Consider the following 24,210-nt stretch of genomic DNA (forward strand, 5'->3'; position numbering starts at 1 on the left):
CCAGCCAGGCTTCATCTGACAGCCAGAACAACGAACGCGACATCAAAACGGGCCTCCATCCATCGTGGAAGGCCTTTGAATCAACCTATCGCACCATTTTCAAGAGGCTGATTGGGTTTTGACCCTAGAAGGAATTGGATCAAGAATTCCGGTGAGCCGCGATGCCGCCGACTTGGCCGATGAGTCGATGACGTTTGGAGACCGGCTCGCCGACAGAGTCGCCGCCATTGGCGGTTCATGGCGCTTCATAATTGGCTTTTCGCTCATTCTGGCAGGCTGGATGCTGCTTAACACGGATGTGTTGGCACATTGGCATATGGCGTTCGATCCCTATCCTTACATCTTCCTCAACCTGCTGCTGTCCACGCTGGCCGCAATACAGGCTCCGGTCATCATGATGAGTCAGAACCGGCAAGCGGCAAAGGATCGCGTTGCTGCGAGCCACGACTATACGGTCAACCTGCGGACCGAAGTCGAGATCATGGCGCTGCACGAAAAATGGGACCGTGCTCGGCTTGATGAGGTGGAAGCAAAAATCGATCGCGTACTGTCCGCGCTCGAAAGACAGCAAAATTGATCGATGGATGTTGAGTCTGGAATAATTCCAAGTTTCGAGCGCTTCCTTTGCATCATTAAGCAACTGCCTCCAGCCCCTTGCGCTGAATGATCGAAAGCAGCCTGAGCGCCGGACCACCCGGCCGCTTCTTCCCGCGCTCCCAATCGGACACGAGGTTCTTCGACACGTTGAGGTAGCGCGCGAACACTGGTTGCGAGACATGCTCCGCCTCGCGGATGGCCTTGATCTCGTCCGGTGACAGACCCGGAGCAGGCGCAAGGCACGCATCGTCGAACTCGCGCAACGTGCGTTTGTCGATGGCTCCGCCTTCATGGAGCCCTTCCATCATCTCGTGGACGGCAGCAAGCGCCTCACTCTTATAGGTCCTGGGCATCGTCATTCACCTCAAACAATCTTCCTTCGCGCACCTCGGCGTCGATCTGCGCCTGCGTCAGCGCGAGCACGATCTTCGCGGCCTTCTTGTAAACCTTCAGTTCGGCCACGCTGAGGTTGGCCTGGTCGCTCTTGGCAAAGCCAAAGGCGAATATGGCCCGCTCCTCTTGGCGGAAGAAGACCAGCGTGCGGTAACCACCGGACTTGCCTCCGCCTTCACGCGCGACGCGCTGCTTGATTAGGCCGCCGCCAAGATCGGCATCGACCAGTCCGCGATCGGCTTGATCGATGGCCGCGACAAGCGTCGCATCGCTGATCCCCTCCCGGCTTGCGAACTTCGCGAACCAGCGGTTCTTGTAGATGCGGGTTCGCGGCTTACCGGTCATGGATCGCGGCTCCGATATCACACATAGTATTATAGTTCAATGAACGATCCTCGCCCATTGCTTCAGCGATCAGAGCACCGATCCGTTCGGCCGCTTCAAGCACTGGCCCATCGTCGAGATGCGCGTAGCGCGACGTGGTTTGGAGTCTGGAATGCCCCAGCAGCTTGCCTATCATCGGCAAGGTTTCGGAGCGCGCGGCAGCATGGCTGGCAAAGCTGTGGCGAAGATCGTGCAGGCGCACGCCCGGCAAATTGGCTTCGGTCCTCACCTCCGCCCAAAACCCGTGCATTTCCGCAACAGGCCGCCGGGTCTGCTTGTTCCAGAACACGCGGTCCGAACTGCCGCGTCGTTCGAGCGACGCAAGCAGCATCTGCGCCTCGTCGCCGAGCCAGACGGTGCGCGGGCCGGTCTTGCTGTCGTGAAGGAGCAGCCGCCCGCCCTTCACCTCGCTCCAGGTCAGGTCCTTGATCTCGGAAACGCGGCACCCGGTCAGCAGAAGCAGCTGGACGATTGTGCTGTGAAGCGGGTGGGTGCGAAGCCTGAGGCGCAGGACCTCGCCCAGGCGGACGATCTCCTGGTTGGACAGGAAGCGCTCGCATTTGCGGCGCTTGTTGGGCCGGATGTAGGCGCAAGGATTGCTGCCTTCGGGGCGCATCCCCCAGCGTTCGGCATGGTTGAACATCGAGCGCAGAATCTCGAAGCAGCGGTTGCCTGCGCCTGGACCGCCATTGACCGAGACCTTGTTAAACCAGGTCAGCACATGTGACTGCTCGATCTCGTCGATAAACATGCCGGAAAAGGCATGGTCGAGATGAAGCCGGCGATAGCAATCGTGGGTGTAGAGCGTGCTCGGTTTCCACTTGGCCGCAGCCTGCTTCCAGTAGATCGCGAGGAAGTCGTCATAGGTCGGGACCTTGCGAACCTCCTTGCGCTTGCTCGCTGGGTCTTCACCAACTTGGGCACGCAGCAAAATGCGCCTTGCGCAGTTGAGCGCCTGGCTCTTGCTGAGGACATTGGCGTTGCCCAGGGTGATCGTCCGGGTCACGCCGTTCATACGCGACTGGACGATGTAGGTGCTGCGCCCCGAGCCGTAATAGCGAATTCCGAAGCCGGGCAGCTTCTCCGACCATTCCACCCGGCGCGCCTTGCCGCTCGGGCGTTTGCCCGGATCGAAGCGGCGCAGGGTGGTGAGCTCATCCGCGATGATGCGAGCGAGGGAGACCCGGGTCATGCCGCGAGCCCCAGCTGCCGGGCGAGCGAACCCGAGATGCGCTTGGCGGCATCGGCAATCGCTTCGTCCGCGAGGTGCGCATAGCGCTCGGTGGTTTCGGCAAGCGCATGGCCGAGGAGCTTGCCGATAACCACCAATGAGATCCCGTCGGCAATGGCAATCGAGGCAAAGCTGTGGCGCAGGTCGTGCAGCCGGACATCGGGCAAGGCCGCGTGCCGCCTGATTTCATGCCAGATCGGGCTTAGCGCGATCGGCTTGTCCCCGCGCACCGAGGGAAAGACTAGCCCGGTATCGGCCTTGTTCGGCATGGCATCGAGCACCGCCTGCGCTTGCCGGTTGAGATAGACGATCTTCGCGCCGGTCTTGCTGTCGGGCAGCATCAGGCGCGGCGGCTGCACCCATTCCCAGCGCAGCCCAACCACTTCGCCATGGCGCGCACCGGTGTAGATCAGCAGCCGGATCGCCTGAACCGCGATCGGGCTGCTTTCCTCGAAGTCGCGCAAGCTTCCAGCAAGTCGATTGAACTCGCGGGCGCTCAGAAACCGGTCGACCAGCTTGCGCTTGTACCGCGGCGTTCCCCGGCACGGGTTGGAGCCACGCGGGCGCATGCCCAATTGCTCGGCATAGCCCATCATCACCGACAGTATTGGGATGGTGCGGTTGAACGCACCCGAGCGGTCCGCCCAGCTGTCGCGCCAGCGCAGCACATCGGCCTTGCGGATCGCATCGACCCGGAGGTGACCGAAGATATCGGTCAGATCCTTGAAGATGCGGGCGCGATTGCCCTTGCGCGTCGATGGCTTCCAATGCCGCGAATAGTCCGCCCAGAAGCGCAGCGCGAAATCGCGAAACAGCGTGGCTCCAGGATTATCCCGCCGCGCCTTCTGCGCCACCGGCAGCCCATCGAGCATGACCTTGGCAAGCTGCGCGCGCGCCAGGGTGCGCGCCTCCTCCGCGCGAACTTCAGGCGGGCGGCCGAGCGTCATCCGCATCTGTTTGCCGCGCTGGCGGAACTGGATGAACCACCTTCGCGAACCGCCGGCAAAGACCCTGAGGCCAAAACCCGGCAGCTCGGTATCCCACCAGAAGAACTCTTTGCCCTTGATCTTGCGCCGGGCGATGTTTCCGTCAAGCCTGACTTTCTCGCTGGTTCGATTGCTTCGGTAGCGCCGAGTCGTCTTGAGAATCTCGACCGGATTTGGCGTTACCACAGGGCCATTCGTTGACATCGATCTTGCTCCTTCATAGAAGGAACTAATTCACGGCAATCCAATGGTTTATTTTCCATTGCTGCGACAAGGTCGCGTAGGTTATGAGAGATACCTCGCGGTAGCCTGAGGCTCGTACTGCCAGGTTGGCCGCCATAGCCCGCGAGGCAACGATCGAATTTGGGGCCCCAAGTTTAGTGAGGCGCACCCAGTTGGTTGTGATGGCCTGCACGTAATTACGGGTCTCCGGGATTGCAGGAATGCTGCCCAGCGCGAGGGAACGACGTTCTGGCCCCGCATTGTAAGCAGCCAAGGCCAGATCGACGCGTCCAAAGCGATCAAGCTGCTGACGAAGGTAGCGTGCCCCCGCCCTCATGTTGGCCAGCGCATCCCAAGGGTTCCATAGCTCTAGATTTCTCGCTGTTCCCGGCATGACCTGCATCATGCCCATCGCACCCGCCCCACTTAGTGCCCAAGCCTTGTATCCTGATTCCTGAGCAATGACCGCGTCGAGAAGGCTCTCAGGAAGCCCATTTTCGCAAGCTATTGCGGACATTGCTGCAAAATAGGCTAATCGGCGGTTCTCCACCTCAGGAGGCAACCACCAGGTCGGGCGATACCCATTCTGCAGGCACGATGACGAGGTGGAAGGCGCCAGGATCGCCAGATGTTTCGGTTCGAAAAGTCCTGACGGGTCGTTTCCGCCAATAGCGTGGGTTCTATCAGCGCTTCGGCGCGCATCGGCCGGCTCAACCAATCCTTCAAAGTGCGTGCTTAACGCGACTCCGACAGCCCCTTGCTCATTTTTGGCGGTAGCTGAAAACGGAGAAAAATTGACAAGATCGACTTCCCTAGCCTTCGCGGCCGAGACGCAAATCATTGCGGCAACGACGATCAAACTACAATTGGATGAAATCACGACGCACCCTTCCAAGGTGGCGTGCGGATCTGATCGGGAATGCGCGGGATCAGAAAATCAAAGATCGAAAGCAGAGTCAATCTCTGAGTAAACCCATTCGGCAAGCCAAGCAGTTGCCCATCGAAAGATGTGTCGCGCCGCTGCCAGCAGTCCGACTTTCCAAATGGCGCGCAGCCTTGTGGCCATTCAGCGACTTTGGAATTCCGTAAACCTCTCTGCCCCGGCGCATTTTCGTCAAACCAACGATTGGCTTGTGCGGTGCGAAAGCGAGGCAACTGTCCAACTGCAATTAGAGTGGATAATTGCGACGGCGACTGATCTGGAGCTCATTAGTGAGCACGTGATGGGCGCCGCACAATCATGCTCAATTCTTTAAGCACGGTTCTAACACATTACCCGGAGAGATGCGCGAAGCTCACCGCTTAGGCCTACTCGCGTGGTCCCAAGAAAAATCATAACTGGCTTCCGCTTGTGAATTCCGCTATTCTAGAATTCTCGATTCGTTGAGTGATAAAGGAAGGGGCCTGATGATGAAATCTCGACTTCTCGCCATCGCGGCACTGCTCGCGAGCACCGGTGCCACTGCTGGCACGCCGGCGACGCCGATGGTGACCGTTCGCGGCACCGGCCAAGGCAGCTGGGAAATGCTCTGCCACGTGACCGCGCCTGGCGGCGATGAAACGATCCGCGCAGTCGGCCCAGACCGTCCGGTGCTGGCACTCACCAGCCTCCGCCGCGCCACCTGCAACTACAAGAACGGCTCCGCCGGTCCGCTGGCTGTGGCGATCGAGACCACGCAGTTCGCCTGCCCGTTTGCTGGCGCAGCCGAAGGCACATGCGAGACCCAGTTCAAGACCGGTGCTTTCGGTTCGATCGAACTGCGCCGCAAGTCGTAGGGGTTTCCCTCTCAGCCAACTTGCCGCAATGCTGGAAACATGGACGCAAAACCCGCAGTAACCGCCCTTTCCGCGCTCGCTCATGAAGGCCGCCTCGCGGTCTTCAGGTTTCTCGTGCAAGCCGGGCCTGAAGGAGTGCCCCCAAGCGAAATAGCGCGCAGTCTGGGCGTGCCTGCGAATACCATGTCGACGCACCTGGCAATTCTGACACGCGCGGGCCTGGCCTCATCCGAGCGGCAAAGCCGGTCGGTGGTCTACCGCGCGGACATCGAGAGCCTGCGCACCCTGATGGTCTTCCTTGCCAAGGATTGCTGTCAGGGGCGCGAAGATCTCTGCGGGCAATTGATCATCGATCTCGCCTGCACTTAGACAGAAGGCCGCGCCACGTGATGAACAAGACCTACAACGTGCTATTTCTGTGCACCGGTAACAGCGCCCGCTCGATCCTCGCCGAGGCGGTCATGAACAAGCTCGGGGAAGGCCGGTTCAAGGCGTGGAGTGCCGGTAGCCAGCCCAAGGGTGAAGTGCATCCGATGGCGCTCTCGGTATTGGATGGTCTGGGTTACGATACCGAAGGCATGCGCTCGAAAAGCTGGAACGAGTTTGCTGGGCCGGATGCACCCCAGTTCGATTTTATCTTCACGGTCTGCGACAATGCCGCCGGCGAGACCTGTCCGGTCTGGGCCGGGCATCCGATGACGGCGCATTGGGGGATTGAAGATCCCGCAGCTGTCGAAGGCGATGACCAGCGCGGCGCATTCATTCAGGCACTGCGCTATATGTCCAATCGCATATCGCTGTTCCTCACGCTTCCCATCGCCAGCATCGACGAAATGGCCATGAAGCGGAAACTTAAGGAAATCGGCCAAGGTGAAGGCGCCAGTGCCAAGGCGGGAGAAGCCCTGTGACCACTGACATCGTCATCTATCACAACCCGGAATGCGGCACGTCGCGCAACGCACTCGCCATGATCCGCAATGCAGGGATCGAGCCGCACGTTATCGAATACCTGAAAACGCCGCCGTCTCGCGCGTTGCTGGAGAGCCTGATCGCACGGTCCGGCATGACTCCGCGCGAACTGCTACGCGAGAAGGGCACCCCCTTTGCTGAGTTGGGCCTCGGCAATCCCGACATGACAAATGAGCAACTGGTCGATGCGATGATGGAGCATCCCATCCTCATCAATCGTCCATTGGTCGTCTCCCCTCTGGGCGTGAAGCTCTGCCGCCCTTCGGAAGCTGTGCTCGATCTTCTGCCGACCGGGCAACAAGGGGCGTTCGCAAAGGAAGATGGCGAGCAGGTTGTCGATGCCGAAGGAAACCGCGTAAGCACCTGAAACCTCGCTGGCATTGCAACGGACAGACCTGACCCGCGTGCTCATGGCGTCAAGGGGGGCACGGCATCAAGCCTGCGGTGCCCAGGCTGCAATCCCGGTCGCAGAACCTCCCCTATGGCGCACTTTCATTTCGATAAAACTCGAAACAACGATTGACATCTGAGGGGCGGCCTCTTATTTCGAGTCTTATCGAAATGAGGAGGTGGTCGTTGCAACTCGATGAGGCAATCGTTGCTCTGGGAGCACTGGCCCAGGAACATCGCCTGAAGCTGTTCAAGCTTCTCGTGAGTGCAGGCGCGGAGGGGCTACCCGCCGGTGCGATCGCCGCCGAACTGGACATACCGAATTCGTCGCTCTCGTTTCACCTGGGCCAGCTCAGCCGGGCCGGACTGGTGAGCCAGACGCGTAACCATCGCTCAATCATCTATTCTGCCAACTACGCGGGGATGAACGCGCTCATGGGCTATCTCACGGAGAACTGCTGTGCCGGCGATACATCATGCGGCACCGAAACTTCCTGCTGCCCGGAGACTTCGTGGGCAGCTCCGGCGACACCCCAATCAGAAAGGAAGTCCGCATGAAGCGTTTGCATGTGCATGTCGGGGTTGAAGATCTCGACCAGTCGATCCGTTTCTATTCCACGCTGTTCGCATGCGAGCCGACCCTGGTGAAACCCGATTACGCCAAGTGGATGCTCGACGATCCGCGCGTCAACTTCGCGATTTCGGCCAACGGTCACGCGGCCAAGGGTATCGAGCATCTCGGCATCCAGGTCGAAAGCCAGGACGAACTGGCGGAAGTCTACGGCCGCCTGACGGCTGCTGACCGCCCGGTTCTGGACGAGGGCGCGACGACGTGTTGCTACGCCAAGTCCGAGAAGAGCTGGATCGCCGATCCCCAGGGTGTGGTGTGGGAAGCCTTCTACACCAGCGGCGAAGCGACGGACTACGGAAACAGCCCGAAGCTTAGCGCGCTCTCGGGAAATGCCGCTGACGACACCTGCTGCGCACCGGCGGTGCCGGCTGCTAAGTCGGCTTGCTGCGGCTGACCAGCACCTTCAATCCCGAAAGCAGTCTCCGATGAAGCGCATTCTGTTCCTTTGTGTCGCCAACTCCGCCCGGAGCCAGATGGCCGAGGGTCTTGCCCGGCATATCCTGGGTGACCGGGCCGAGATCCAGAGCGCGGGCTCGCAGCCTTCGGTGGTGAACCCCTATTCGGTCGAAGTGATGAGCGAGTTGGGAATCGACCTGTCTGGCCATCGCTCCAAGTTGGTAAGCGAGATCGACGTTGCCGGCATCGACATGGTGATCACGCTCTGCGCTGAAGAAGTCTGCCCGGTCCTGCCGGGGAATGTCCAGCGCCTGCACTGGGGCATTGCCGATCCCGCCTCAAACGATCCGTCGCTTACGCCAGAAGACCTGCGTGCGCGCTTTCGTACCGCGCGCGACCAGATCCGGACAAGGATCGAGATCCTTTCGTCGCTACTCGACGTGCCAGAAGGCCCGCCATCGGATGAGTTTCACTCCAGCGTTCGCGTCAGCAATCTGCCCGAGAGCACGCGGTTCTATGCATGGCTGCTCGGGATCTGGCCGAAAGAATGGACCCATCGTTATGCCACCTTCATCCGCCCGGACCTTGGCCTGAATTTCGTTCTCGTCGTCTCCGACGGGAAGGAACTTCACCATGACACGCTCTACCATCTTGGAGTTGGCGTGGCGGACAAGGCCGCCGTCATCGATGCCTATCACCGTGCAGTTGCGGCGGGTCTTCCGGTCGAAAAGCCACCTCGCACCACCTGGAAAGGCACGCCGCTTCATGAGCTGTGGCTGACCGACCCCGATGGCAACCTGATCGAGATCTACGCCCGCCTTACCGACAGGGAACTGGCGACGAAGCCTGCTCACGAACTTCCCGAATTCCTGGTGCCCGGCACCGCTCCCGAGGAGACATCAAAATGACCACCCTGACCGTCTACGACCCCGCCATGTGCTGCTCGACCGGCATCTGCGGCACTGATGTGGACCAGCGCCACGTCGATCTGGCCGCCGACCTTGATTGGCTGAAGTCAAAGGGCGTGACCGTGCAGCGCTTTGGCCTGAGCCGCGAACCCCAGGAATTCGCCGCGAACGATACCATCCGGCAGATCATGCAGGAATCCGACGGCGATGACCTGCCCGCGTTTCTGGTGGACGGGCGCCTCGTGGTAAAGGCGCGCTATCCTTCGCGGGCTGAACTGGCGGCCTGGACCGGCATCGCCTCTCCGGCGCTGGAGATCACCGACCAAGTGCGAGAACTGATCGCCTTGGGCGCGGCCATCGGGGCCAGTTGCGAGCCTTGCTTGAAATACCATACGAAGAAGGCTCGCGAAGTGGGGCTCACGGATGAGCAGATGCGCGAGGCCATTGCCGTCGGCCGCATGATCAAGGAAGCCTCAGCCAGCAACATCTACGCGCTGGCGGCCAGCCTGGTCCCCGAAGAGGCGCAGACTTCCAGCTGCTGCGGCAGTTCCAAGAAACAAGAGGCAGCACCGGCGGCAGACAGCGGTTGCTGTGGCACCGCGGTGACCTCTGCATCGGAACCGGGTAAGGCAAGCAGCTGCTGCTGACCCGTTGCGCCTGATCGCATCACCGGCCGCCCTGATCTGGGCGGCGAAAGGAGCTACCATGTTCAGCAATCTGCCGAAGTTTGTTTTCCTCACGGGCAAGGGGGGCGTGGGCAAGACCTCGCTGGCCTGCGCCACTGCGGTCAAGATGGCTGACATGGGCGAGCGGGTGCTGTTGGTTTCAACCGACCCGGCCTCCAATGTCGGTCAGGTGTTCGGCATGGAAATCGGCAACCACATCACGCCCATTGCCACCGTGCCGGGGTTGGACGCTCTGGAGATCGACCCGGAGGGCGCTGCGGCCGAATATCGTGAACGGATTGTCGGCCCCATGCGCGGCGTGCTTCCCGAGAAGGCGCTGAAGGGGATCGAGGAGCAGTTGTCGGGCGCCTGCACCACCGAGATTGCGGCCTTCGACGAATTCACCGCGCTCTTGACCGACGATGCAGTGACGAACGCCTATGACCATATCATCTTCGACACCGCTCCAACCGGCCACACGATCCGGCTCCTGAAGCTGCCCGGTGCCTGGAGCGGTTTTCTGGAGACGGGAGGCGACGCGTCCTGTCTTGGTCCGTTGGCGGGTCTGGAGAAGCAGCGTGCGCGCTACGCCGCTGCCGTGGAAAGCCTTTCGGATTCCGCGCATACCAAGCTCATCCTGGTGGCGCGTCCCCGGACGAGTTCACTCGCGGAAGCCGCTCGCACCTCTGCCGAACTGGCCCACATCGGAATTGCCAACCAGCATCTCGCCATCAACGGGCTGATGCCCGAAGACGCGATGGGTGATGCTCTGGCCAATGCGCTGATCGCTCGCGAGCGCACCGCGATTTCGGGCATGGATGCGGGCCTTGCAGCCCTGCCGCAAAGCCGGTTCGCGCTGCGCCCTGAAAACCTCGTCGGGCTTGATGCCTTGCGCCGGATGGGCGCGCCGGTGGACCTTTCGAAAGCCGTAGCACGCACGATTGAAGCGGATTTGCCGACACTTGCGGCGCTGGTGGATGGGATCGAGGCGTCCGGCAAGGGACTGGTAATGACCATGGGCAAAGGTGGGGTCGGCAAGACCACCATTGCCGCCGCGGTTGCAGTCGAACTTGCAGGGCGTGGGCACGAGGTGCTGCTTACCACCACTGACCCGGCGGCCCATCTGACCGAGACGCTTGCGGGTGACGTGCCCAACTTGACCGTCAGCCGCATCGACCCCGAGGCTGAGACGCAAGCTTATCGGGACCACATCCTCGCATCGAAGGGTGCGAGCCTGGACGCACAGGGCCGCGCGATGCTGGAGGAAGACCTGCGTTCGCCCTGCACTGAAGAGATCGCAGTGTTTCAGGCCTTTTCGAGGGTGATCCGCGAGGCGGGCCGCAAGTTCGTGGTGATGGACACCGCTCCGACCGGGCATACGCTGTTGCTGCTGGACGCCACGGGGTCGTATCACCGCGACGTGATGCGGCACGCAGGCGAGAATGCCGGCCACATGACCACCCCGATGATGCGCCTGCAAGATCCGGAGCGGACCAAGATTTTGATCGTCACGCTGCCCGAAACGACGCCGGTGCTCGAGGCGGCACGCCTGCAGGAAGATCTTCGCCGCGCCGGGATCGACCCCTGGGCCTGGGTCGTCAATGCGAGCCTCGCCGCGACCGGAACCACCCACCCCGTTCTCGCGGCGCGCGCGGCGACCGAGGCGCCGGAGATCGCTAAAATCCGCGACGGACTTGCCAAACGCCATGCCATCGTGCCGATGCTGGCTGAAGATCCTGTCGGCGCGGCTCGCCTGCGGGCGTTGGTTGGGCAGTCGATGAAGCTGGCGGTGGCGACCGGCGACATCTAAGTGGCTCGCACAGATCGCGGTCCGCACATTACGAGGGGGATCGCGATCGCCCCGTCGCTGGCATACTAATTTGCTTTACCCGCCCCTTGTCGAGCACGGCCTTGAGGAACGTGTTTCAGTTTCAACTTTGCCGCCTCAAGCTTGAACTCGCAGCAGAACTTCAGTCGTTGCATTGTGGAACTACAAAATGTGGAAACATCACACTTGGGTGTCCATCAAACCGGCAGCAGGCCAATCCGCACGAATGCCAGTCTCTATACGCGAGACGGACCAACCAGACCTAGAATTTAGTCGGAGCGCGGGCTCGACATCTCCGACATCACTATAAGCCCAACACTGAATGACCTGAGAAACGACTCATATAACGAATTTCTAAACGCTCCCTGGATCCAGCAAGCACAGCCATTACCACAATGGAGGGGATGTCAGGTGCAGCACAAAAAATCAGGATGAACCGAATTTAAGACCCGCAAATAGCAACTGTGCGGGCCGCCTCGACCCTCAATGTCTTGCATAGATCCGCGTCCCGCCGCCACCGAAAGCGATAACATTGTATTGCTGGGCCGGAACGCCCGGAACTTCCATTCCCGCCGACCCGAGCGGCATTCCCGAAACAGCCAAGCCCTTAATTCCGGCAGGCCGCATCTTGAGCACCCGCTGCATATCGGAAATTGGCACATGGCCTTCAAAGATCATCCCGTCGATAACGGCCGTGTGGCACGACACCAGTGCGCTCGGAACGCCGGAATTGCGTTGGAAGGCCGCCCTGTTGCGATCGTCGATCACCCGCACATTGCGACCAAAGGCCTTCTTCACCTGCGCCGCCCACTTTTCACAGCAACCGCAACCCGGATCTCGGTGCATTACCACATCACTTGCGGCAAGCGCGGGGCTCGCAAGCAAAGCCAAACCCAGAATAAATGTTTTCACTTCGTACCTCCATTTATTCGGAATCAATGAAACACAAGCGCAACTCTTGCTTTGAATTGGGTCAAATTGTCGTTCGGCGCCTTCTTATCTTGATAGGGAATCGCATGATCAGGAGCGCGATGCCGGTGAGAGCAAAAATCACGCCCGAGGCGGCGAATGACACAAGCCAGATGTTGTTGAAATTGTCGTGCTCCTGCCAGTCCATGATGTGCAAGCCCCACAGGAAGTCGTAGACCCGCCAGGTGCCGGTCCGGACCGCGAGGATCCTCCCGGTCTCACCGGAAACATAGACGTGCGTTGTACCGTCGATCGCAACTTGCCATGCTGGTAACGGCCCCCGGAACTCCGGTGCCAGATCCTCGACTTGGGTGACCTTGAGCTCAGGGTTCCCGCCGCCCTTCCAGCTTTCCCGGGCTATTTCAGCCGCCTGATCCATAGAGATCTTTGGCATTCGCACGCCGGTGGACGGATCGAACAACAAGGTCCTTCCGTTTGTCGTCGCTTCGGCCATCAGGCGCCCCTGGTGCATGCGAAAGGTAAGTGCCTCGACTGGGCCGGGTATCGAGCTCAGCAACTCGCCAAGGGGACGCACAGCCGAATTACCAGTGATTGGCGGTTGTACCTTTCGATCGACAAGGTGTTCTCCCCGCACGCGTTCTATGGGCAAAGCGCTCATCACAAGGCCGCTCGTCATCCAGATGAGGACCTGCAGTCCAATGATCAGAGACAGCCATTTGTGCATCCGGCTGGCTGTCAAATGCACTCTGGTACGAAAGGATCTCATGAAAATCTTATGTCCTGTTGTCGCGGCTTGCTCAAATGGTGGCCCGGTTAAGACGAAGCGCATTCGTCACGACGCTAACGGATGACAGCGCCATCGCTGCCGCCGCAATCATTGGTGAGAGCAGGATGCCGAATAGCGGATAGAGAAGACCTGCCGCCACCGGCACGCCGGCGGCGTTGTAGATAAAGGCAAACACCAGATTTTGGCGGATGTTCGACATTGTCGCCTGGCTCAGGCGGCGGGCGCGGACGATGCCCATAAGATCGCCCTTGAGCAGCGTCACGCCGGCACTTTCGATGGCGACGTCAGTCCCTGAGCCCATGGCAATCCCGACGTCGGCCGCGGCAAGCGCCGGGGCATCATTCACGCCGTCGCCTGCCATGGCAACCACGCGGCCCTCGCTCTTCAAGCGCGCGACAACAGCGCTCTTCTGATCGGGGAGAACGTCCGCCTCGACCTCGTCTATCCCGAGCCTGCGCGCGACCGCCTCCGCCGTGGTCCGGTTGTCACCCGTCAGCATGACAACGCGGATGCCTTCGCGGCGCAAGGCATCGAGTGCCTCGGGTGTCGTCGGCTTCACCGGATCGGCGATCGCGATGGCGCCAGCGGCCTGTCCATCAACGCCGACAAAGATCGCCGTCGCGCCTTCGCGTCGCAGATTGTCTGCTGCTGCCGCAAGCGCAGACGTGTCGATGTTCTGCTCAGTCAGGAAGCGTGCGTTGCCGAGCACGATCCGCTTGCCGTCGACTGTGCCCAGAGCGCCCCGCCCTGTGGGGGAGTCGAACTCGGCGACCTGGGCCAGCACGAGGCTACGCGCCTTCGCGGCCTCGACGATGGCGAGCGCAAGCGGATGCTCGGACGATTGCTCTACCGCCGCAGCAAGACGCAGCACGTCTTCTTCCGAGTGGCCTGGCGCAGGCACGATCGCAGTCACCGCCGGACGGCCCATGGTCAGCGTCCCGGTCTTGTCTACAACTAGTGTGTCAACCTTCTCCAAGTGCTCGAGTGCTTCGGCATTTTTGATGAGCACGCCAAGGCCTGCACCCCGGCCGACGCCAACCATGATCGACATTGGCGTGGCGAGACCCAGGGCGCAGGGACAGGCGATGATCAACACGGCGACGGCGGCAACTAGGCCATAGGCAAAGCGCGGCTCTGGCCCCCAGATGCCCCATCCGGCAAACGCGAGCACGGCGATGGCGATAACGACGGGCACGAACCAGCCCGAGACCTGATCGGCCATGCGCTGGATCGGCGCGCGCGAGCGCTGCGCCTCGGCGACCATCTGGACAATGCGGGCGAGCATGGTGTCGCGCCCCACCTTGGTCGCGGCAATCACCAGTGCGCCGGTCTGGTTGAGCGTCCCGCCGATAACGGTGTCACCCTTGGCCTTGGTAACGGGCATGGATTCGCCGGTCACCATGGATTCATCAAGCGAAGAGCGGCCATCCTCGACCGTTCCATCGACAGGCACCTTTTCGCCAGGACGGACACGCAAGCGATCACCGACCCCTATAGCTTCGAGGCTGACCTCTTCATCGCTGCCATCGGCAAGAAGGCGTCGCGCGGTCTTGGGAGCAAGGCCCAACAATGCCTTGATTGCGCCAGAGGTGCGCTCGCGGGCCCTGAGTTCCAGGACCTGGCCCAGGAGAACCAGCACGGTGATCACCGCAGCGGCTTCGAAATAGACGGCAACACTCCCATCGGCATTGCGGAACGCCGGTGGGAACAACTCAGGCGCAAGCGCGGCGAACATACTGTAGACCCATGCGACCCCGGTGCCCATCGCGATCAGGGTAAACATGTTGAGGTTCCGGGTCTTGAGCGATGCCCAACCCCGCACGAAAAAAGGCCAACCCGCCCAAAGCACGACCGGCGTAGCCAGCACGAGTTGGATCCAGGTCGAGAGCTGCATCGGTACGATGTGATGAAGCGCGGGGAAAATGTGGCCGCCCATCTCCAGCACCAGCACGGGCAGCGCCAGTACAAGGCCGATCTTGAACCGCCGGGTCATGTCGATCATTTCTGGGCTGGGACCGCTGTCGAGACCTACTTCCGCCGGCTCAAGCGCCATACCGCAGATCGGGCAAGCCCCTGGGTGATCCTGCCGAACCTCGGGGTGCATCGGACAGGTCCAGATCGTGCCGGCGGGCGCTTCGACGGACTCAGCGGGCGCCAGATAGCGCTCTGGATCAGCGACAAATTTGGTGCGGCATTTGTCGCTGCAAAAGTGGAACGCTCGATCACCATGATGGGCATGATGTAGGGTCACGGACGGATCGACATTCATGCCGCAAACGGGATCACGCACAGTTTCTGGTTGATGGTTGCCAGTGTGATTAGGAGTCATGTGTCTGTTCTCCAGCTACCGCGCATATCGGAGGGTTCACGATGCCCCCGGCATTGGGTTTGGTGCCAACGTCCCGAGCCATGCCACCAGGATCAATATCCCGATCCCCAAGCCAAATTCCAGAACTATGCTCCGTCGCAGCGGCTTAAGGGTTCGCTCAGGATCACGCCTCTCGACGGCTGCGATGAGGGCGGGCGTGAGCCGGAACCGATTGACCGCAGCCAAGGCGAGCATGCCGACGAACAAGATTATTTTGAGGGCCAGAAACTGCCCATAGGGCGCCGCCAGAGCAGCCCAGGGATCTCCGTCGCGCAAAATGAAGTAAGCGTTTGCGAGGCCGGTCAGCAGCAAAACCATAACCAATGTGGACCCCAGCGTTGCAAAGTCGGCAAGCACCCTGCAAGTCTGCCGTGCCTTGCCGACTTCGCCACTTCCCGGACGAAACAGCATCCACAAGAATCCTGCCAATGCGCCGATCCAGATGGAAGCCGCGATGAGATGAAGAATGTCGGCTGCCAGATGCACCCATCCGACCGTCCCATCGGTTGCCGCGCCGTGACCGGACCAGGCCAAGGTGGCCAAAGCCACCCCGCTTACCAATGCCTGAGCCGCCGAACTGGACAAACGCCACAGGGATGCTGCCAGAGCCAAAATAATCGCCGCTACCAGGGCGGCAAGGCGGACCTTGAGAGCCAGGCCCAATGCCGTTTCATCAAGCAGAGATTGAACGGTGGCTCGGTCCACCTCGGCAAGCGGCATACCGGTCATGCTGCTGACCTGCATGGCGAAGCCAATAACCGACAGCGCCGCCGCCAAAACCGCTAAAATCAATATTACCCATGAATGTCGGACATCGGCATCGGACGGGTGATCACCGCCGAGCGACAGGCGCTTGAATGCGGTCAGCCCGAACAATAGTCCAAGGCTGACGAACAGCGCCCACCTCAGGGCTATGATCCCCCAGTCCGCCACGCGATCAGCGCACGGTAAAAGCGAGAGTGCCGCTAATGCGATGTGTGTCGCTCGAGACCACATGCCACTGCACGCTATAGGTGCCCGCCATGAGGGGCCTCCCGAATGTCGCGATCAGGGCCTTGCCATCATCACTGACCGAAGTCTTGTAACCGGTCATTTTCATGTTGTGGTTGGGCATGCCTGGCATGCCGGTCATCGTGACTTCCATGCCCGAAACAGCGGCGACAAGGCGCTCGCTGAACGTCAGGGTGATGCGATTGGTCGGGGCGGTGGCGGCCTTGTCGGCCGGCTGTGCCGTCACGAGCTTCGGATGGGCGAGCGCCGGCGTGGCAATCGCGGCTCCGGCGACCAGGACGCTTGCAATCAAACTGCGAAACTTTTTCATGAATGGCTCCTTCGCGGGCTCAGGTTGCCCGTGTTGAATACGCGCCGCGCTTGGACACCCCTCAAAAATTTCTGCGTCCATATGAGGGCATTTCACCTTTGCTGCGTATTCAACCATGGATATGGGAGAAATGAGCCATGACGGACCTTGATCAACTTCTGGAACGACTGCGCAACGAGCCGCCGCCCGCGCGCCTCGCGTTGATCGACGACGCGGTCATGACGGAGCTCGCCAGACGGCGGGCCATCGTTCCCATCAACCGTACGGGCCTCAGCCTCGCGGCAGCGATCGCTTTGTTCATCGGGGTTGGTGGTTCGATGTTGTCCGGTGCACCTGCCGACGCCGCACCCATTTCCCCTCTCGGCGTTCCGGCCGCTTTGGCGCCTTCAACCTTGCTGATGTCGCGCTGAAATGGCTTGGCGAAAGACCCTCGTTTTCGCGCTCGTTGCATTCGCATTCGCGGTCATTGGAGCACTTGCGGGTCAGGCCTTGATCCGCTCTGGCTCGCCGGAAAGCGAGTTGCATGAGATGCTGCACCACCAGCTTGAACTCGATGCCAAACAGGAAGCACAGATCGAGGTGATCGAGCAGCGTTTTGCGGTGCGTCGCCAGGCTTTGGAACTGGAACTTCGCGCGGACAACGCACGTCTCGCCGAGGCGATCGAGTCCGAGCATGGATATGGTCCAAAGGTATCCGAGGCAATCGACCGGTCGCACGATGCGATGGGGCAGATGCAGAAGGAAACGCTTGAACATATCTTTGCGATGCGATCCGTCCTGACCCCGGAACAGGCGGCTAAATTTGACCGGGCGATCGTCAAGGCGCTCACAGGCAGGGAGCAGTGACAGGGCAGCTCTCTGAGCTCGAAGATCAGGACTTGGCTTCGTTAGCCATCGGCGGAAACCAGACCGCTTGTAGCGAGCTTGTCCGCCGGCATCGTGATTGGGTGTACAGGCTTGTTCGCGCGCAGATCGGCGATGCGGATGAAAGCCTGGATGTCACACAGGGGGCATTCATCGCGGCGTTTGGCGCCCTTGACCGCTTCGATCGGGCGCGCCCTTTCAAGCAATGGCTGGCTCGTATTGCTTTGAACAAGTGCAAGGACTGGAGGCGGCGTGCGCTGGTGCGCAGGTTTATGCTTGCAGCAGCCCCTTTGACGGAAGCTGAAGAAGTGGCTGATCCGGCTCCAGGAGCTGACATAGCGGCCTCCGACCGATCCGAATTAAAAGTGACCCTGAAGGCAATTTCCGAATTGCCCGCTTCATTGCGCGAACCCCTCATCCTCCGGACCATTGATGCGCACACACAGGCGGAAACCGCGCAGATCCTGGGGTTGAGCGAGAAGGCTGTCGAAGCGAGAGTTTATCGGGCGCGAGCACGCTTGATGGACAAACTCAAAAAAATTTGAGGGGTCGAGCAACGGGCTGCGTATTCAATGACAGCGGCCCCGATCTCATAGGCAGAAACACCCTCATGACAGTCATTGTCGGACGTAGAGAAATCCTTCGTGGCTCAGCCCTGGTGGGAGGAAGTATCGCCCTTGCCTCCTTCTTTCCGGCATGGGCCAAACCTGTATCTTCCGGCATCGCAGCGCCGCTTCCCACCGTCAGCGGTGAAGACATCAAGCTCACAATCGCGCGCCAATCGATGATGATTGACGGGAAGGCGTTCCGCGCGATCGGTGTGAACGGCACGGTTCCAGCGCCCCTAATCAGGCTGCGCGAAGGTCAGCGGGTGCGGTTGCACGTCCACAACCAGCTTGAGGAAGACAGTTCGATCCACTGGCACGGTCTGCTCGTTCCACCGGAACATGATGGCGTGCCCGGGGTGTCATTCCCCGGCATCAAGCCAGGCGGAAGCTATCTTTATGAGTTCGATGTAAAGCAAAACGGCACTTACTGGTACCACAGTCACTCGGGACTGCAGGAACAGGAAGGCCATTACGGACCGATCGTGATCGATCCGGCGGGGATGGATCCTGTCCAATATGAGCGGGAGCATGTCATTGTGCTTGCGGATCATAGCCCGCTTTCTCCTGCTGCGATCTTCCGTCGGCTGAAGGCCAATCCAGGACATTTCAACTTTCAACGTCAGACCTTGTCAGGCCTGCTCGGAGGGAAGGATCAGCCCCTCAAGGAGCGTCTCGACTGGGGTCAGATGCGCATGGATCCGGCCGATATTTCTGACGTGACCGGCTCGACCTATACATTCCTGGTCAACGGGCATGGACCGGAAGACAATTGGACGGCGCTCTTCAAACCGGGCGAGCGCGTGCGCCTGCGGGTAATCAACGCGTCAGCCATGACCACCTTCAATGTCAGAATTCCGGGTCTCTCCCTGCAAATTGTACAGGCTGACGGGCAAAATGTCATGCCTGTCGACGTCGAAGAGTTCCAGATCGGGGTTGCTGAGACTTATGACGTAATCGTCCGCCCTACAGCGGACTTGGCTTATACCTTTGTCGGCGAAGCCGTTGATCGTTCCGGCATGGCCCGCGCTACATTGGCCCCGCGCCCGGGCATGAGCGCTGCGGTTCCGGCCCTTCGCAAGCGCCCATTGGCGACGATGAAGGACATGGGAATGGACATGCCCGGCATGGGGGGGATGGACATGAAGGGTCGCGGGGTCGACCCAACCGCCGAACAGAACGCGTCCGCAAGTCTGGCAACGGCTGCCGCCGTTGCCGGATCGGCCATGGCGATGGGGAGCGCAAGTGAACCATCTGCCGCCGCGGACATGTCGGGAATGGATCACTCCTCGATGGCCGGCATGGACCATGGCAGCATGGCGGGAATGGACGGAGCGGCGTCCGGGGTGGTGGACCATTCAGGCCATCAAATGGGATCGATGAAAATGCGCGACTTCGGCAATGCGCCGCAAGTGAAGCGTGATCCTGGAGTTCAGACAATTTCGCCCATGCCAGTCGATCGGATGGGCGACCCGGGACAGGGCCTGGAGGACACCGGCCACAAGGTTCTCGTCTATACAGACTTGATGGCGCTCGAGCGGAATCCCGACGTAAGGGCACCGTCGCGCAGCCTCGACATCCATCTTACTGGCAATATGGAACGCTTCATGTGGTCATTCGATGGCCAGAAAATGTCCGACGTCCACGAACCTATTCCCTTTACCGAGGGCGAGCGTGTGCGCATCAATCTCATCAATGACACGATGATGGCGCACCCCATCCATATTCATGGACACTTCTTCGAATTGGTCACCGGCCATGGCGACCGCGCGCCGCGAAAGCATACAGTTATCGTGCAACCTGGCGGGATCGCCACTTGGGACTTCACGGCCGATGCAGTCGGGGACTGGGCATTCCACTGTCATCTCCTTTACCACATGCATGCTGGCATGATGCGCGTTGTCAGTGTCCGTCCCAAGGGAGACGCGGCATGAGCACGCTTCGCACAGCATTGATAACGGCGGCCACCTTAGGCCTGTCCGTTCCGGCGTGGGCACAGGACCATTCGATGGACAACATGCCGGGCATGGAAATGCCGGCTCCAAAAAAGGCAGCCCCCAAAAAAGCCAAGGCGTCTCCCGCAAAACCAAAGCGCGCGACGCCTGCTCCCGTCGAGAAACCCCCGGTACCTGCAGCCCTGCCTGCGGCACCTGAGGTCGATCACAGCAAAATGAACCACGGACCAACAAGCGACGCCGTGATGGACCATGGGGCGATGGACCATGGGACAATGGGCGAAATGCCGATGCCAGCTGCGGAAGGCGAAGCGGCCCCAGAAGGCATGGCCATGTCGGGCACTGCATTGCCTGCTGGAAGTGCGCCGCCACCCCCTGTCCCAACGGATCGCTATGCCGACCGTCAATTCCCTCCCGACGAAATGGCGCGCGCTCATGCGGAAATGATGAAGGAGAGCGGGGGGCTCAATTTCGGCGCGGCATTTCTCAACATCGCAGAATATCAGGCTCATCGCGGCCGTGATGGCTATCGATGGGATGGTGAGGCCTGGTACGGCGGCGACATCAATAGGCTGTGGATCAAGAGCGAAGGTGAAGGCGAGCTTCGCCGTGGTCTGGACAGTGGCGAAGTGCAACTTCTGTACAGCCATGCCATCGACCCCTACTTCAATCTGCAGGCCGGTGTACGGCAGGATATAGGACCATCGCCGCGCCGCACCTATGCAACCATTGGTTTTGAGGGCTTGGCTCCCGGGATGTTCGAGGTCGAAGGCGGCGTCTTCCTGTCGAACAAGGGCGAGGTCATTGGGCGGGTCGAAGGCTATTACGACCAGCGCATCACGCAGCGCCTCGTTTTCCAGCCACGCGTCGAGATCAATTTCTCCGCGCAGGACATTCCGGAGATTGCGATTGGCTCTGGCCTGTCAAATGTCGAACTCGGCGCGCGGCTCAGATACGAGATCAAGCGTCAGTTCGCGCCCTACATTGGCGTTTCGTATTACCGCAAACTTGGAGACACAGCCAGCTACGCGAGGGCTCGCGGGGAAGATGTTCACGCCACAAGCTTCGTGGCGGGCGTCCGGTTCTGGTTTTAATCTGGAGGCGAACAAAGGGGCATGGATGAAATTGCCGGCGGCAATGCGGAACTGAGCGATCTTGTGCGCCTTGCGTTTGCGCAATCGGCGAAGCACGTTCAGCTCATTCTTGATCCGCACGGAAAAATCCTCGCGCTCAATGGCGAAGGCCATCGAGCGGACCAATGGGCGTCTGCCGAGTGCGTGGGCAGCTCGCACGAGTTGTTTTATTCATCTGAAGAAAGGGCCGCGGGCCTGCCGGATATTGATCTGGCCACAGCGGCGCGCGAGGATGGCTACGAGCGGGAAATGTGGCGTTTGCGGCGCTCGGGCACCGAATATCTGTCGCGAATGACGATTACGGCCTTGCGACATGAGAACACTCTGCACGGCTTCCATGTCATTGCCCGGGATATCACGCACGAGGCGGCCATTCGCGCGGTGAACGACACGCGTGAGCAGCACCTCCAGTCGATCCTGGATACCGTCCCGGACGCGATGATCGTCATCGACGAACTCGGACTGATCGTATCCTTCAGTGCCGCCGCACAGCGCCTCTTCGGATATGAAGAAAGCGAGGTCGTGGGCTGCAATGTGAGCTGCCTAATGCCTGCGCCCGACAAGGAGCGGCATGACGACTATATCCGGCATTACCGCGAAGGAGGAGAGCCTCGTATAATCGGGATCGGACGCACGGTGACAGGCCGTCGTCGTGACGGAACAGACTTTCCCATGCATCTCTCGGTCGGCGTCGCCGGGCATGACGGAGACCGCGTCTTTACTGGCTTCATCCGTGATCTCTCTGAGAAAGAACGCGACGATCTCAAAATGCGCGAGCTGCAGGCCGAACTGATCCATGTGTCGCGGCTCAGCGCGATGGGGACCATGGCATCCACCCTGGCGCATGAACTGAATCAGCCGCTGACAGCAGTTGCCAATTACCTTGAGGAAACGAGAGACATTCTCTCCGATCCTCAAGCCACCCCGATGGCCATAGTTCAGGAGGCACTGTCGGAGGCAGCCAAGGAGACCTTTCGGGCGGGTTTCATTGTCAGGCGTCTGCGGGAATTTGTCGCGCGCGGTGAAGTCGACAAGAACGTTGAGGATCTAAGCCAAGTTATCGACGACGCAGCCCAGCTGGCGCTTGCGGGCGCCAAGGAAAGGGGTGTTCGCACGCTCGTGAATCTTGATCCGCTGGCCAAGCATGTATTGGTGGACAAGGTCCAGATCCAGCAAGTCCTGGTCAATTTGCTCCGAAACGCTGTCGAAGCGATGGCCTCGTCAACAGTACGGGATCTTCATATCGCAACATGCAAGCGTCCCGACGGATTCATCGAAATCAGCGTTCGGGATACGGGGCCGGGTGTCGCCGCAGAAATCAGACCTCGCCTTTTCGAAGCCTTCGTCAGCAGCAAGATTGACGGGATGGGGCTGGGGCTATCGATTTGCCGAACGATCGTTGAGGCCCACGGTGGACGCATTGCAGCAGAATATCCGGACGATGGCGGCACCATTTTCAAGTTCACCCTGATCGATGCCAATGCGGAGGAAGATGATGAACGCTGACCGCGTTGTGCACCTTGTGGATGACGAGGAGGCAATCCGGAAATCAGCCGGGTTTGTACTCTCCCGAGCCGGATACAAGGTTCATCCCCACAATTCTGGCGTGGAGTTTCTCAAGCAAGCAAGACACGCTCCAATTGGCTGCGTTTTGCTGGACGTGCGGATGCCGGACATGGATGGGCTCGAGGTTCAGCGGGTGATGGCCGAGCGCGGGATCAACATGCCGGTGATCGTTCTGACCGGACATGGTGATGTAACCACGGCTGTGCAGGCCATGAAGGCCGGCGCCGTCGAGTTTCTCGAAAAGCCATTTGAAAAGGCCTCGCTACTCGAAGCATTGGAGCGAGCATTCGGGCGACTGGAGCAGAATGATGCGCGTGAAATTGAAGAGCGGGAAGCCCGCACCAAAATTGCGGCGCTGACGCCGCGCGAACGAGAAATTCTCGAAGGCCTCGCCAAGGGATACCCCAACAAGACTATCGCCTATGACCTTAGGTGCTCGTCGCGCACCGTCGAGGTGCACCGGGCCAGCTTGATGCAGAAACTGGAGGTTCACAGCCTTTCCGACCTTCTGCGAATAGCGATTGCCGCCGGACTGTAGTTTGGGTTCATCTACGACTGCGCTATCTACGTACGGACACCTTCCGCGCATCCTGCGACTGTAATGGAAATCGGCTTCAACAGTTTCAGGCCTTATGTCCACCAGCCTCCTCAGTTCTAGCGAAAAGCGGCCAAAGGTTCTCGTCACCGACGATGATGCGGCCATTCGCCGTTCGTTGCAGCTCTTGTTGCACGCCAAAGGCTATGATGCGCAGAGCTACACTACCGCGTCCGCCTTGCTCGCAGATGACGATGCGCGCTTGGCGGACTGCATCATCGTCGACTACAACATGCCTGACATCAACGGCCTCAGTTTGCTCCGCGCTCTTCGAGCAAATGGGTGGAAGGGGGCCGCTATCTTGATCACGGCCTATGGCAATGATGAACTGACAAAGCGCGCCAAGGCATGCGGATATGCCGAGGTCATCACGAAGCCCTTTATCAGGCGGCCCATCCTCGACGCACTGCAACGCTTCTGCGAATGTCGTCAGGCTGGCGATTGTGCGCATCAAGGCGGCGGTTGCGCACCTGATTGCGATTGCTGAACGCGCCCCGGACTTACCCGCTTGAAGTATCCTTGCGCCAGACGAGTGGGAGCGCAAAGAGCAAGACCGTACAAACGGCGATAATGCTCCAGAGGAGTAACCGTCCGGCCAGACCCGCTTGCTGAAGCGGCCCTGTGTGCTCAGGACGTCCTATAGGTCGTGCATTAGGACGTACTTTAGGACAGTCATGACGCAGGTAACGGTGCTGATGGGCGCTCGACGC

28 protein-coding genes are annotated in these 24,210 nt (G+C 60.2%); 18 read left to right on the plus strand and 10 right to left on the minus strand.

The window, feature by feature from the left end:
• The first annotated feature begins 118 nt into the window (after window positions 1-118).
• A complete protein-coding gene (locus EH199_RS20685; protein ID WP_370449708.1) occupies window positions 119-577 on the plus strand; it encodes a DUF1003 domain-containing protein in 459 nt (152 codons plus the stop codon).
• A 55-nt stretch (window positions 578-632) separates the two neighbouring features.
• On the opposite strand, the gene EH199_RS20690 is transcribed toward EH199_RS20685, so the two are convergent.
• The 5 genes from EH199_RS20690 to EH199_RS20710 are packed head-to-tail and all read right to left on the minus strand — an operon-like array spanning window position 633 to window position 4,693.
• A complete protein-coding gene (locus EH199_RS20690) occupies window positions 633-950 on the minus strand; it encodes a DNA-binding transcriptional regulator (RefSeq protein WP_124811035.1) in 318 nt (105 codons plus the stop codon).
• The gene (locus EH199_RS20695) at window positions 934-1,335 is read right to left on the minus strand and encodes a type II toxin-antitoxin system RelE/ParE family toxin (RefSeq protein ID WP_124811036.1); all 402 of its coding nucleotides are present in this window, start codon (window positions 1,333-1,335) and stop codon (window positions 934-936) included. Before EH199_RS20695 ends, EH199_RS20690 begins: the two co-directional genes overlap by 17 nt.
• Entirely contained in the window at window positions 1,325-2,566 is a 1,242-nt protein-coding gene (locus EH199_RS20700; protein WP_124811037.1) for a site-specific integrase, read from the minus strand. Before EH199_RS20700 ends, EH199_RS20695 begins: the two co-directional genes overlap by 11 nt.
• Window positions 2,563-3,795 (minus strand): site-specific integrase, encoded by a 1,233-nt coding sequence (locus EH199_RS20705; RefSeq protein WP_124811038.1) that lies wholly within the window; start codon window positions 3,793-3,795, stop codon window positions 2,563-2,565. The genes EH199_RS20700 and EH199_RS20705 overlap by 4 nt, the downstream gene beginning before the upstream one ends.
• 25 nt (window positions 3,796-3,820) lie before the next feature.
• The gene (locus tag EH199_RS20710) at window positions 3,821-4,693 is read right to left on the minus strand and encodes a lytic transglycosylase domain-containing protein (protein ID WP_223806823.1); all 873 of its coding nucleotides are present in this window, start codon (window positions 4,691-4,693) and stop codon (window positions 3,821-3,823) included.
• A gap of 527 nt (window positions 4,694-5,220) precedes the next feature.
• Between EH199_RS20710 and EH199_RS20715 the strand changes: the two genes are divergently transcribed.
• The 9 genes from EH199_RS20715 (at window position 5,221) to arsA (ending at window position 11,358) form a co-directional block, all read left to right on the plus strand.
• On the plus strand, window positions 5,221-5,589 hold the full coding sequence (locus EH199_RS20715) for a hypothetical protein (RefSeq protein ID WP_124811039.1): 369 nt from the start codon (window positions 5,221-5,223) through the stop codon (window positions 5,587-5,589).
• 39 nt (window positions 5,590-5,628) lie between these two features.
• On the plus strand, window positions 5,629-5,958 hold the full coding sequence (locus EH199_RS20720) for a helix-turn-helix transcriptional regulator (protein WP_124811040.1): 330 nt from the start codon (window positions 5,629-5,631) through the stop codon (window positions 5,956-5,958).
• Between the two features lie 20 nt (window positions 5,959-5,978).
• Window positions 5,979-6,497 carry an arsenate reductase ArsC gene (locus EH199_RS20725; protein WP_124811041.1) on the plus strand — a complete coding sequence of 173 codons (519 nt, stop codon included), beginning with the start codon at window positions 5,979-5,981 and terminating at the stop codon, window positions 6,495-6,497.
• The gene (gene arsC / locus EH199_RS20730) at window positions 6,494-6,925 is read left to right on the plus strand and encodes an arsenate reductase (glutaredoxin) (protein WP_124811042.1); all 432 of its coding nucleotides are present in this window, start codon (window positions 6,494-6,496) and stop codon (window positions 6,923-6,925) included. Before EH199_RS20725 ends, arsC begins: the two co-directional genes overlap by 4 nt.
• Window positions 6,926-7,134: 209 nt before the next feature.
• Window positions 7,135-7,506: a helix-turn-helix transcriptional regulator gene (locus tag EH199_RS20735; RefSeq protein ID WP_124811043.1), complete on the plus strand. Its 372-nt coding sequence runs from the start codon at window positions 7,135-7,137 to the stop codon at window positions 7,504-7,506.
• A complete protein-coding gene (locus tag EH199_RS20740; protein WP_124811044.1) occupies window positions 7,503-7,973 on the plus strand; it encodes an ArsI/CadI family heavy metal resistance metalloenzyme in 471 nt (156 codons plus the stop codon). The genes EH199_RS20735 and EH199_RS20740 overlap by 4 nt, the downstream gene beginning before the upstream one ends.
• Before the next feature lie 31 nt (window positions 7,974-8,004).
• Window positions 8,005-8,883 (plus strand): VOC family protein, encoded by an 879-nt coding sequence (locus EH199_RS24815; RefSeq protein ID WP_223806824.1) that lies wholly within the window; start codon window positions 8,005-8,007, stop codon window positions 8,881-8,883.
• Window positions 8,880-9,530: an arsenite efflux transporter metallochaperone ArsD gene (arsD, locus tag EH199_RS20755; RefSeq protein ID WP_124811045.1), complete on the plus strand. Its 651-nt coding sequence runs from the start codon at window positions 8,880-8,882 to the stop codon at window positions 9,528-9,530. The genes EH199_RS24815 and arsD overlap by 4 nt, the downstream gene beginning before the upstream one ends.
• Before the next feature lie 58 nt (window positions 9,531-9,588).
• Window positions 9,589-11,358, plus strand: a complete 1,770-nt coding sequence (gene arsA, locus EH199_RS20760; RefSeq protein WP_124811046.1) for an arsenical pump-driving ATPase — start codon at window positions 9,589-9,591, stop codon at window positions 11,356-11,358.
• Between the two features lie 501 nt (window positions 11,359-11,859).
• Here the strand turns inward: arsA and EH199_RS20765 are convergent.
• The 5 genes from EH199_RS20765 to copC form a co-directional block, all read right to left on the minus strand.
• On the minus strand, window positions 11,860-12,222 hold the full coding sequence (locus EH199_RS20765) for a DUF411 domain-containing protein (RefSeq protein WP_124811059.1): 363 nt from the start codon (window positions 12,220-12,222) through the stop codon (window positions 11,860-11,862).
• Between the two features lie 127 nt (window positions 12,223-12,349).
• On the minus strand, window positions 12,350-13,135 hold the full coding sequence (locus EH199_RS25130) for a PepSY domain-containing protein (protein WP_370449709.1): 786 nt from the start codon (window positions 13,133-13,135) through the stop codon (window positions 12,350-12,352).
• Entirely contained in the window at window positions 13,104-15,422 is a 2,319-nt protein-coding gene (locus tag EH199_RS20775; protein ID WP_124811047.1) for a heavy metal translocating P-type ATPase, read from the minus strand. The genes EH199_RS25130 and EH199_RS20775 overlap by 32 nt, the downstream gene beginning before the upstream one ends.
• A 36-nt stretch (window positions 15,423-15,458) precedes the next feature.
• Window positions 15,459-16,394: a copper homeostasis membrane protein CopD gene (gene copD / locus EH199_RS20780; RefSeq protein ID WP_190287377.1), complete on the minus strand. Its 936-nt coding sequence runs from the start codon at window positions 16,392-16,394 to the stop codon at window positions 15,459-15,461.
• Between the two features lie 4 nt (window positions 16,395-16,398).
• Window positions 16,399-16,782, minus strand: a complete 384-nt coding sequence (gene copC / locus EH199_RS20785) for a copper homeostasis periplasmic binding protein CopC (RefSeq protein ID WP_124811049.1) — start codon at window positions 16,780-16,782, stop codon at window positions 16,399-16,401.
• 137 nt (window positions 16,783-16,919) lie between these two features.
• Between copC and EH199_RS20790 the strand changes: the two genes are divergently transcribed.
• From EH199_RS20790 to EH199_RS20825, 8 genes are all read left to right on the plus strand, one after another.
• A complete protein-coding gene (locus EH199_RS20790) occupies window positions 16,920-17,192 on the plus strand; it encodes a hypothetical protein (protein ID WP_019053901.1) in 273 nt (90 codons plus the stop codon).
• Between the two features lies 1 nt (window position 17,193).
• Window positions 17,194-17,628, plus strand: a complete 435-nt coding sequence (locus EH199_RS20795; protein ID WP_124811050.1) for a Spy/CpxP family protein refolding chaperone — start codon at window positions 17,194-17,196, stop codon at window positions 17,626-17,628.
• Complete coding sequence (locus EH199_RS20800) at window positions 17,625-18,191, plus strand: RNA polymerase sigma factor (RefSeq protein WP_124811051.1); 567 nt, start codon at window positions 17,625-17,627, stop codon at window positions 18,189-18,191. The genes EH199_RS20795 and EH199_RS20800 overlap by 4 nt, the downstream gene beginning before the upstream one ends.
• A gap of 65 nt (window positions 18,192-18,256) precedes the next feature.
• Window positions 18,257-20,185, plus strand: a complete 1,929-nt coding sequence (locus EH199_RS20805) for a copper resistance system multicopper oxidase (protein ID WP_124811052.1) — start codon at window positions 18,257-18,259, stop codon at window positions 20,183-20,185.
• Window positions 20,182-21,300: a copper resistance protein B gene (locus EH199_RS20810; RefSeq protein ID WP_124811053.1), complete on the plus strand. Its 1,119-nt coding sequence runs from the start codon at window positions 20,182-20,184 to the stop codon at window positions 21,298-21,300. Before EH199_RS20805 ends, EH199_RS20810 begins: the two co-directional genes overlap by 4 nt.
• 21 nt (window positions 21,301-21,321) lie before the next feature.
• Window positions 21,322-22,845, plus strand: a complete 1,524-nt coding sequence (locus EH199_RS20815) for a PAS domain-containing sensor histidine kinase (protein ID WP_124811054.1) — start codon at window positions 21,322-21,324, stop codon at window positions 22,843-22,845.
• Entirely contained in the window at window positions 22,835-23,443 is a 609-nt protein-coding gene (locus EH199_RS20820; protein ID WP_124811061.1) for a response regulator transcription factor, read from the plus strand. Before EH199_RS20815 ends, EH199_RS20820 begins: the two co-directional genes overlap by 11 nt.
• 94 nt (window positions 23,444-23,537) lie before the next feature.
• Window positions 23,538-23,987: a response regulator transcription factor gene (locus EH199_RS20825; protein WP_124811055.1), complete on the plus strand. Its 450-nt coding sequence runs from the start codon at window positions 23,538-23,540 to the stop codon at window positions 23,985-23,987.
• The last annotated feature ends 223 nt before the right edge of the window (window positions 23,988-24,210 follow it).

Source organism: Novosphingobium sp. LASN5T (assembly GCF_003856955.1).
In the GTDB taxonomy this organism is placed as follows: Bacteria; Pseudomonadota; Alphaproteobacteria; order Sphingomonadales; family Sphingomonadaceae; genus Novosphingobium.

Coding starts and splice junctions, on each gene's coding strand:
- EH199_RS20825 (WP_124811055.1), top strand. CDS start 23,538: ATGTCCACCAGCCTCCTCAGTTCTAGCGAAAAGCGGCCAAAGGTTCTC.
- EH199_RS25130 (WP_370449709.1), bottom strand. CDS start 13,135: ATGCGCTTCGTCTTAACCGGGCCACCATTTGAGCAAGCCGCGACAACA.
- EH199_RS20695 (WP_124811036.1), bottom strand. CDS start 1,335: ATGACCGGTAAGCCGCGAACCCGCATCTACAAGAACCGCTGGTTCGCG.
- EH199_RS20790 (WP_019053901.1), top strand. CDS start 16,920: ATGACGGACCTTGATCAACTTCTGGAACGACTGCGCAACGAGCCGCCG.
- EH199_RS20725 (WP_124811041.1), top strand. CDS start 5,979: ATGAACAAGACCTACAACGTGCTATTTCTGTGCACCGGTAACAGCGCC.
- copC (WP_124811049.1), bottom strand. CDS start 16,782: ATGAAAAAGTTTCGCAGTTTGATTGCAAGCGTCCTGGTCGCCGGAGCC.
- EH199_RS20720 (WP_124811040.1), top strand. CDS start 5,629: ATGGACGCAAAACCCGCAGTAACCGCCCTTTCCGCGCTCGCTCATGAA.
- EH199_RS20805 (WP_124811052.1), top strand. CDS start 18,257: ATGACAGTCATTGTCGGACGTAGAGAAATCCTTCGTGGCTCAGCCCTG.
- EH199_RS20775 (WP_124811047.1), bottom strand. CDS start 15,422: ATGACTCCTAATCACACTGGCAACCATCAACCAGAAACTGTGCGTGAT.
- EH199_RS20690 (WP_124811035.1), bottom strand. CDS start 950: ATGCCCAGGACCTATAAGAGTGAGGCGCTTGCTGCCGTCCACGAGATG.
- EH199_RS20795 (WP_124811050.1), top strand. CDS start 17,194: ATGGCTTGGCGAAAGACCCTCGTTTTCGCGCTCGTTGCATTCGCATTC.
- EH199_RS20705 (WP_124811038.1), bottom strand. CDS start 3,795: ATGTCAACGAATGGCCCTGTGGTAACGCCAAATCCGGTCGAGATTCTC.
- arsD (WP_124811045.1), top strand. CDS start 8,880: ATGACCACCCTGACCGTCTACGACCCCGCCATGTGCTGCTCGACCGGC.
- EH199_RS20715 (WP_124811039.1), top strand. CDS start 5,221: ATGATGAAATCTCGACTTCTCGCCATCGCGGCACTGCTCGCGAGCACC.
- EH199_RS20765 (WP_124811059.1), bottom strand. CDS start 12,222: ATGCACCGAGATCCGGGTTGCGGTTGCTGTGAAAAGTGGGCGGCGCAG.
- EH199_RS24815 (WP_223806824.1), top strand. CDS start 8,005: ATGAAGCGCATTCTGTTCCTTTGTGTCGCCAACTCCGCCCGGAGCCAG.
- EH199_RS20820 (WP_124811061.1), top strand. CDS start 22,835: ATGAACGCTGACCGCGTTGTGCACCTTGTGGATGACGAGGAGGCAATC.
- arsA (WP_124811046.1), top strand. CDS start 9,589: ATGTTCAGCAATCTGCCGAAGTTTGTTTTCCTCACGGGCAAGGGGGGC.
- EH199_RS20740 (WP_124811044.1), top strand. CDS start 7,503: ATGAAGCGTTTGCATGTGCATGTCGGGGTTGAAGATCTCGACCAGTCG.
- EH199_RS20810 (WP_124811053.1), top strand. CDS start 20,182: ATGAGCACGCTTCGCACAGCATTGATAACGGCGGCCACCTTAGGCCTG.
- EH199_RS20815 (WP_124811054.1), top strand. CDS start 21,322: ATGGATGAAATTGCCGGCGGCAATGCGGAACTGAGCGATCTTGTGCGC.
- EH199_RS20700 (WP_124811037.1), bottom strand. CDS start 2,566: ATGACCCGGGTCTCCCTCGCTCGCATCATCGCGGATGAGCTCACCACC.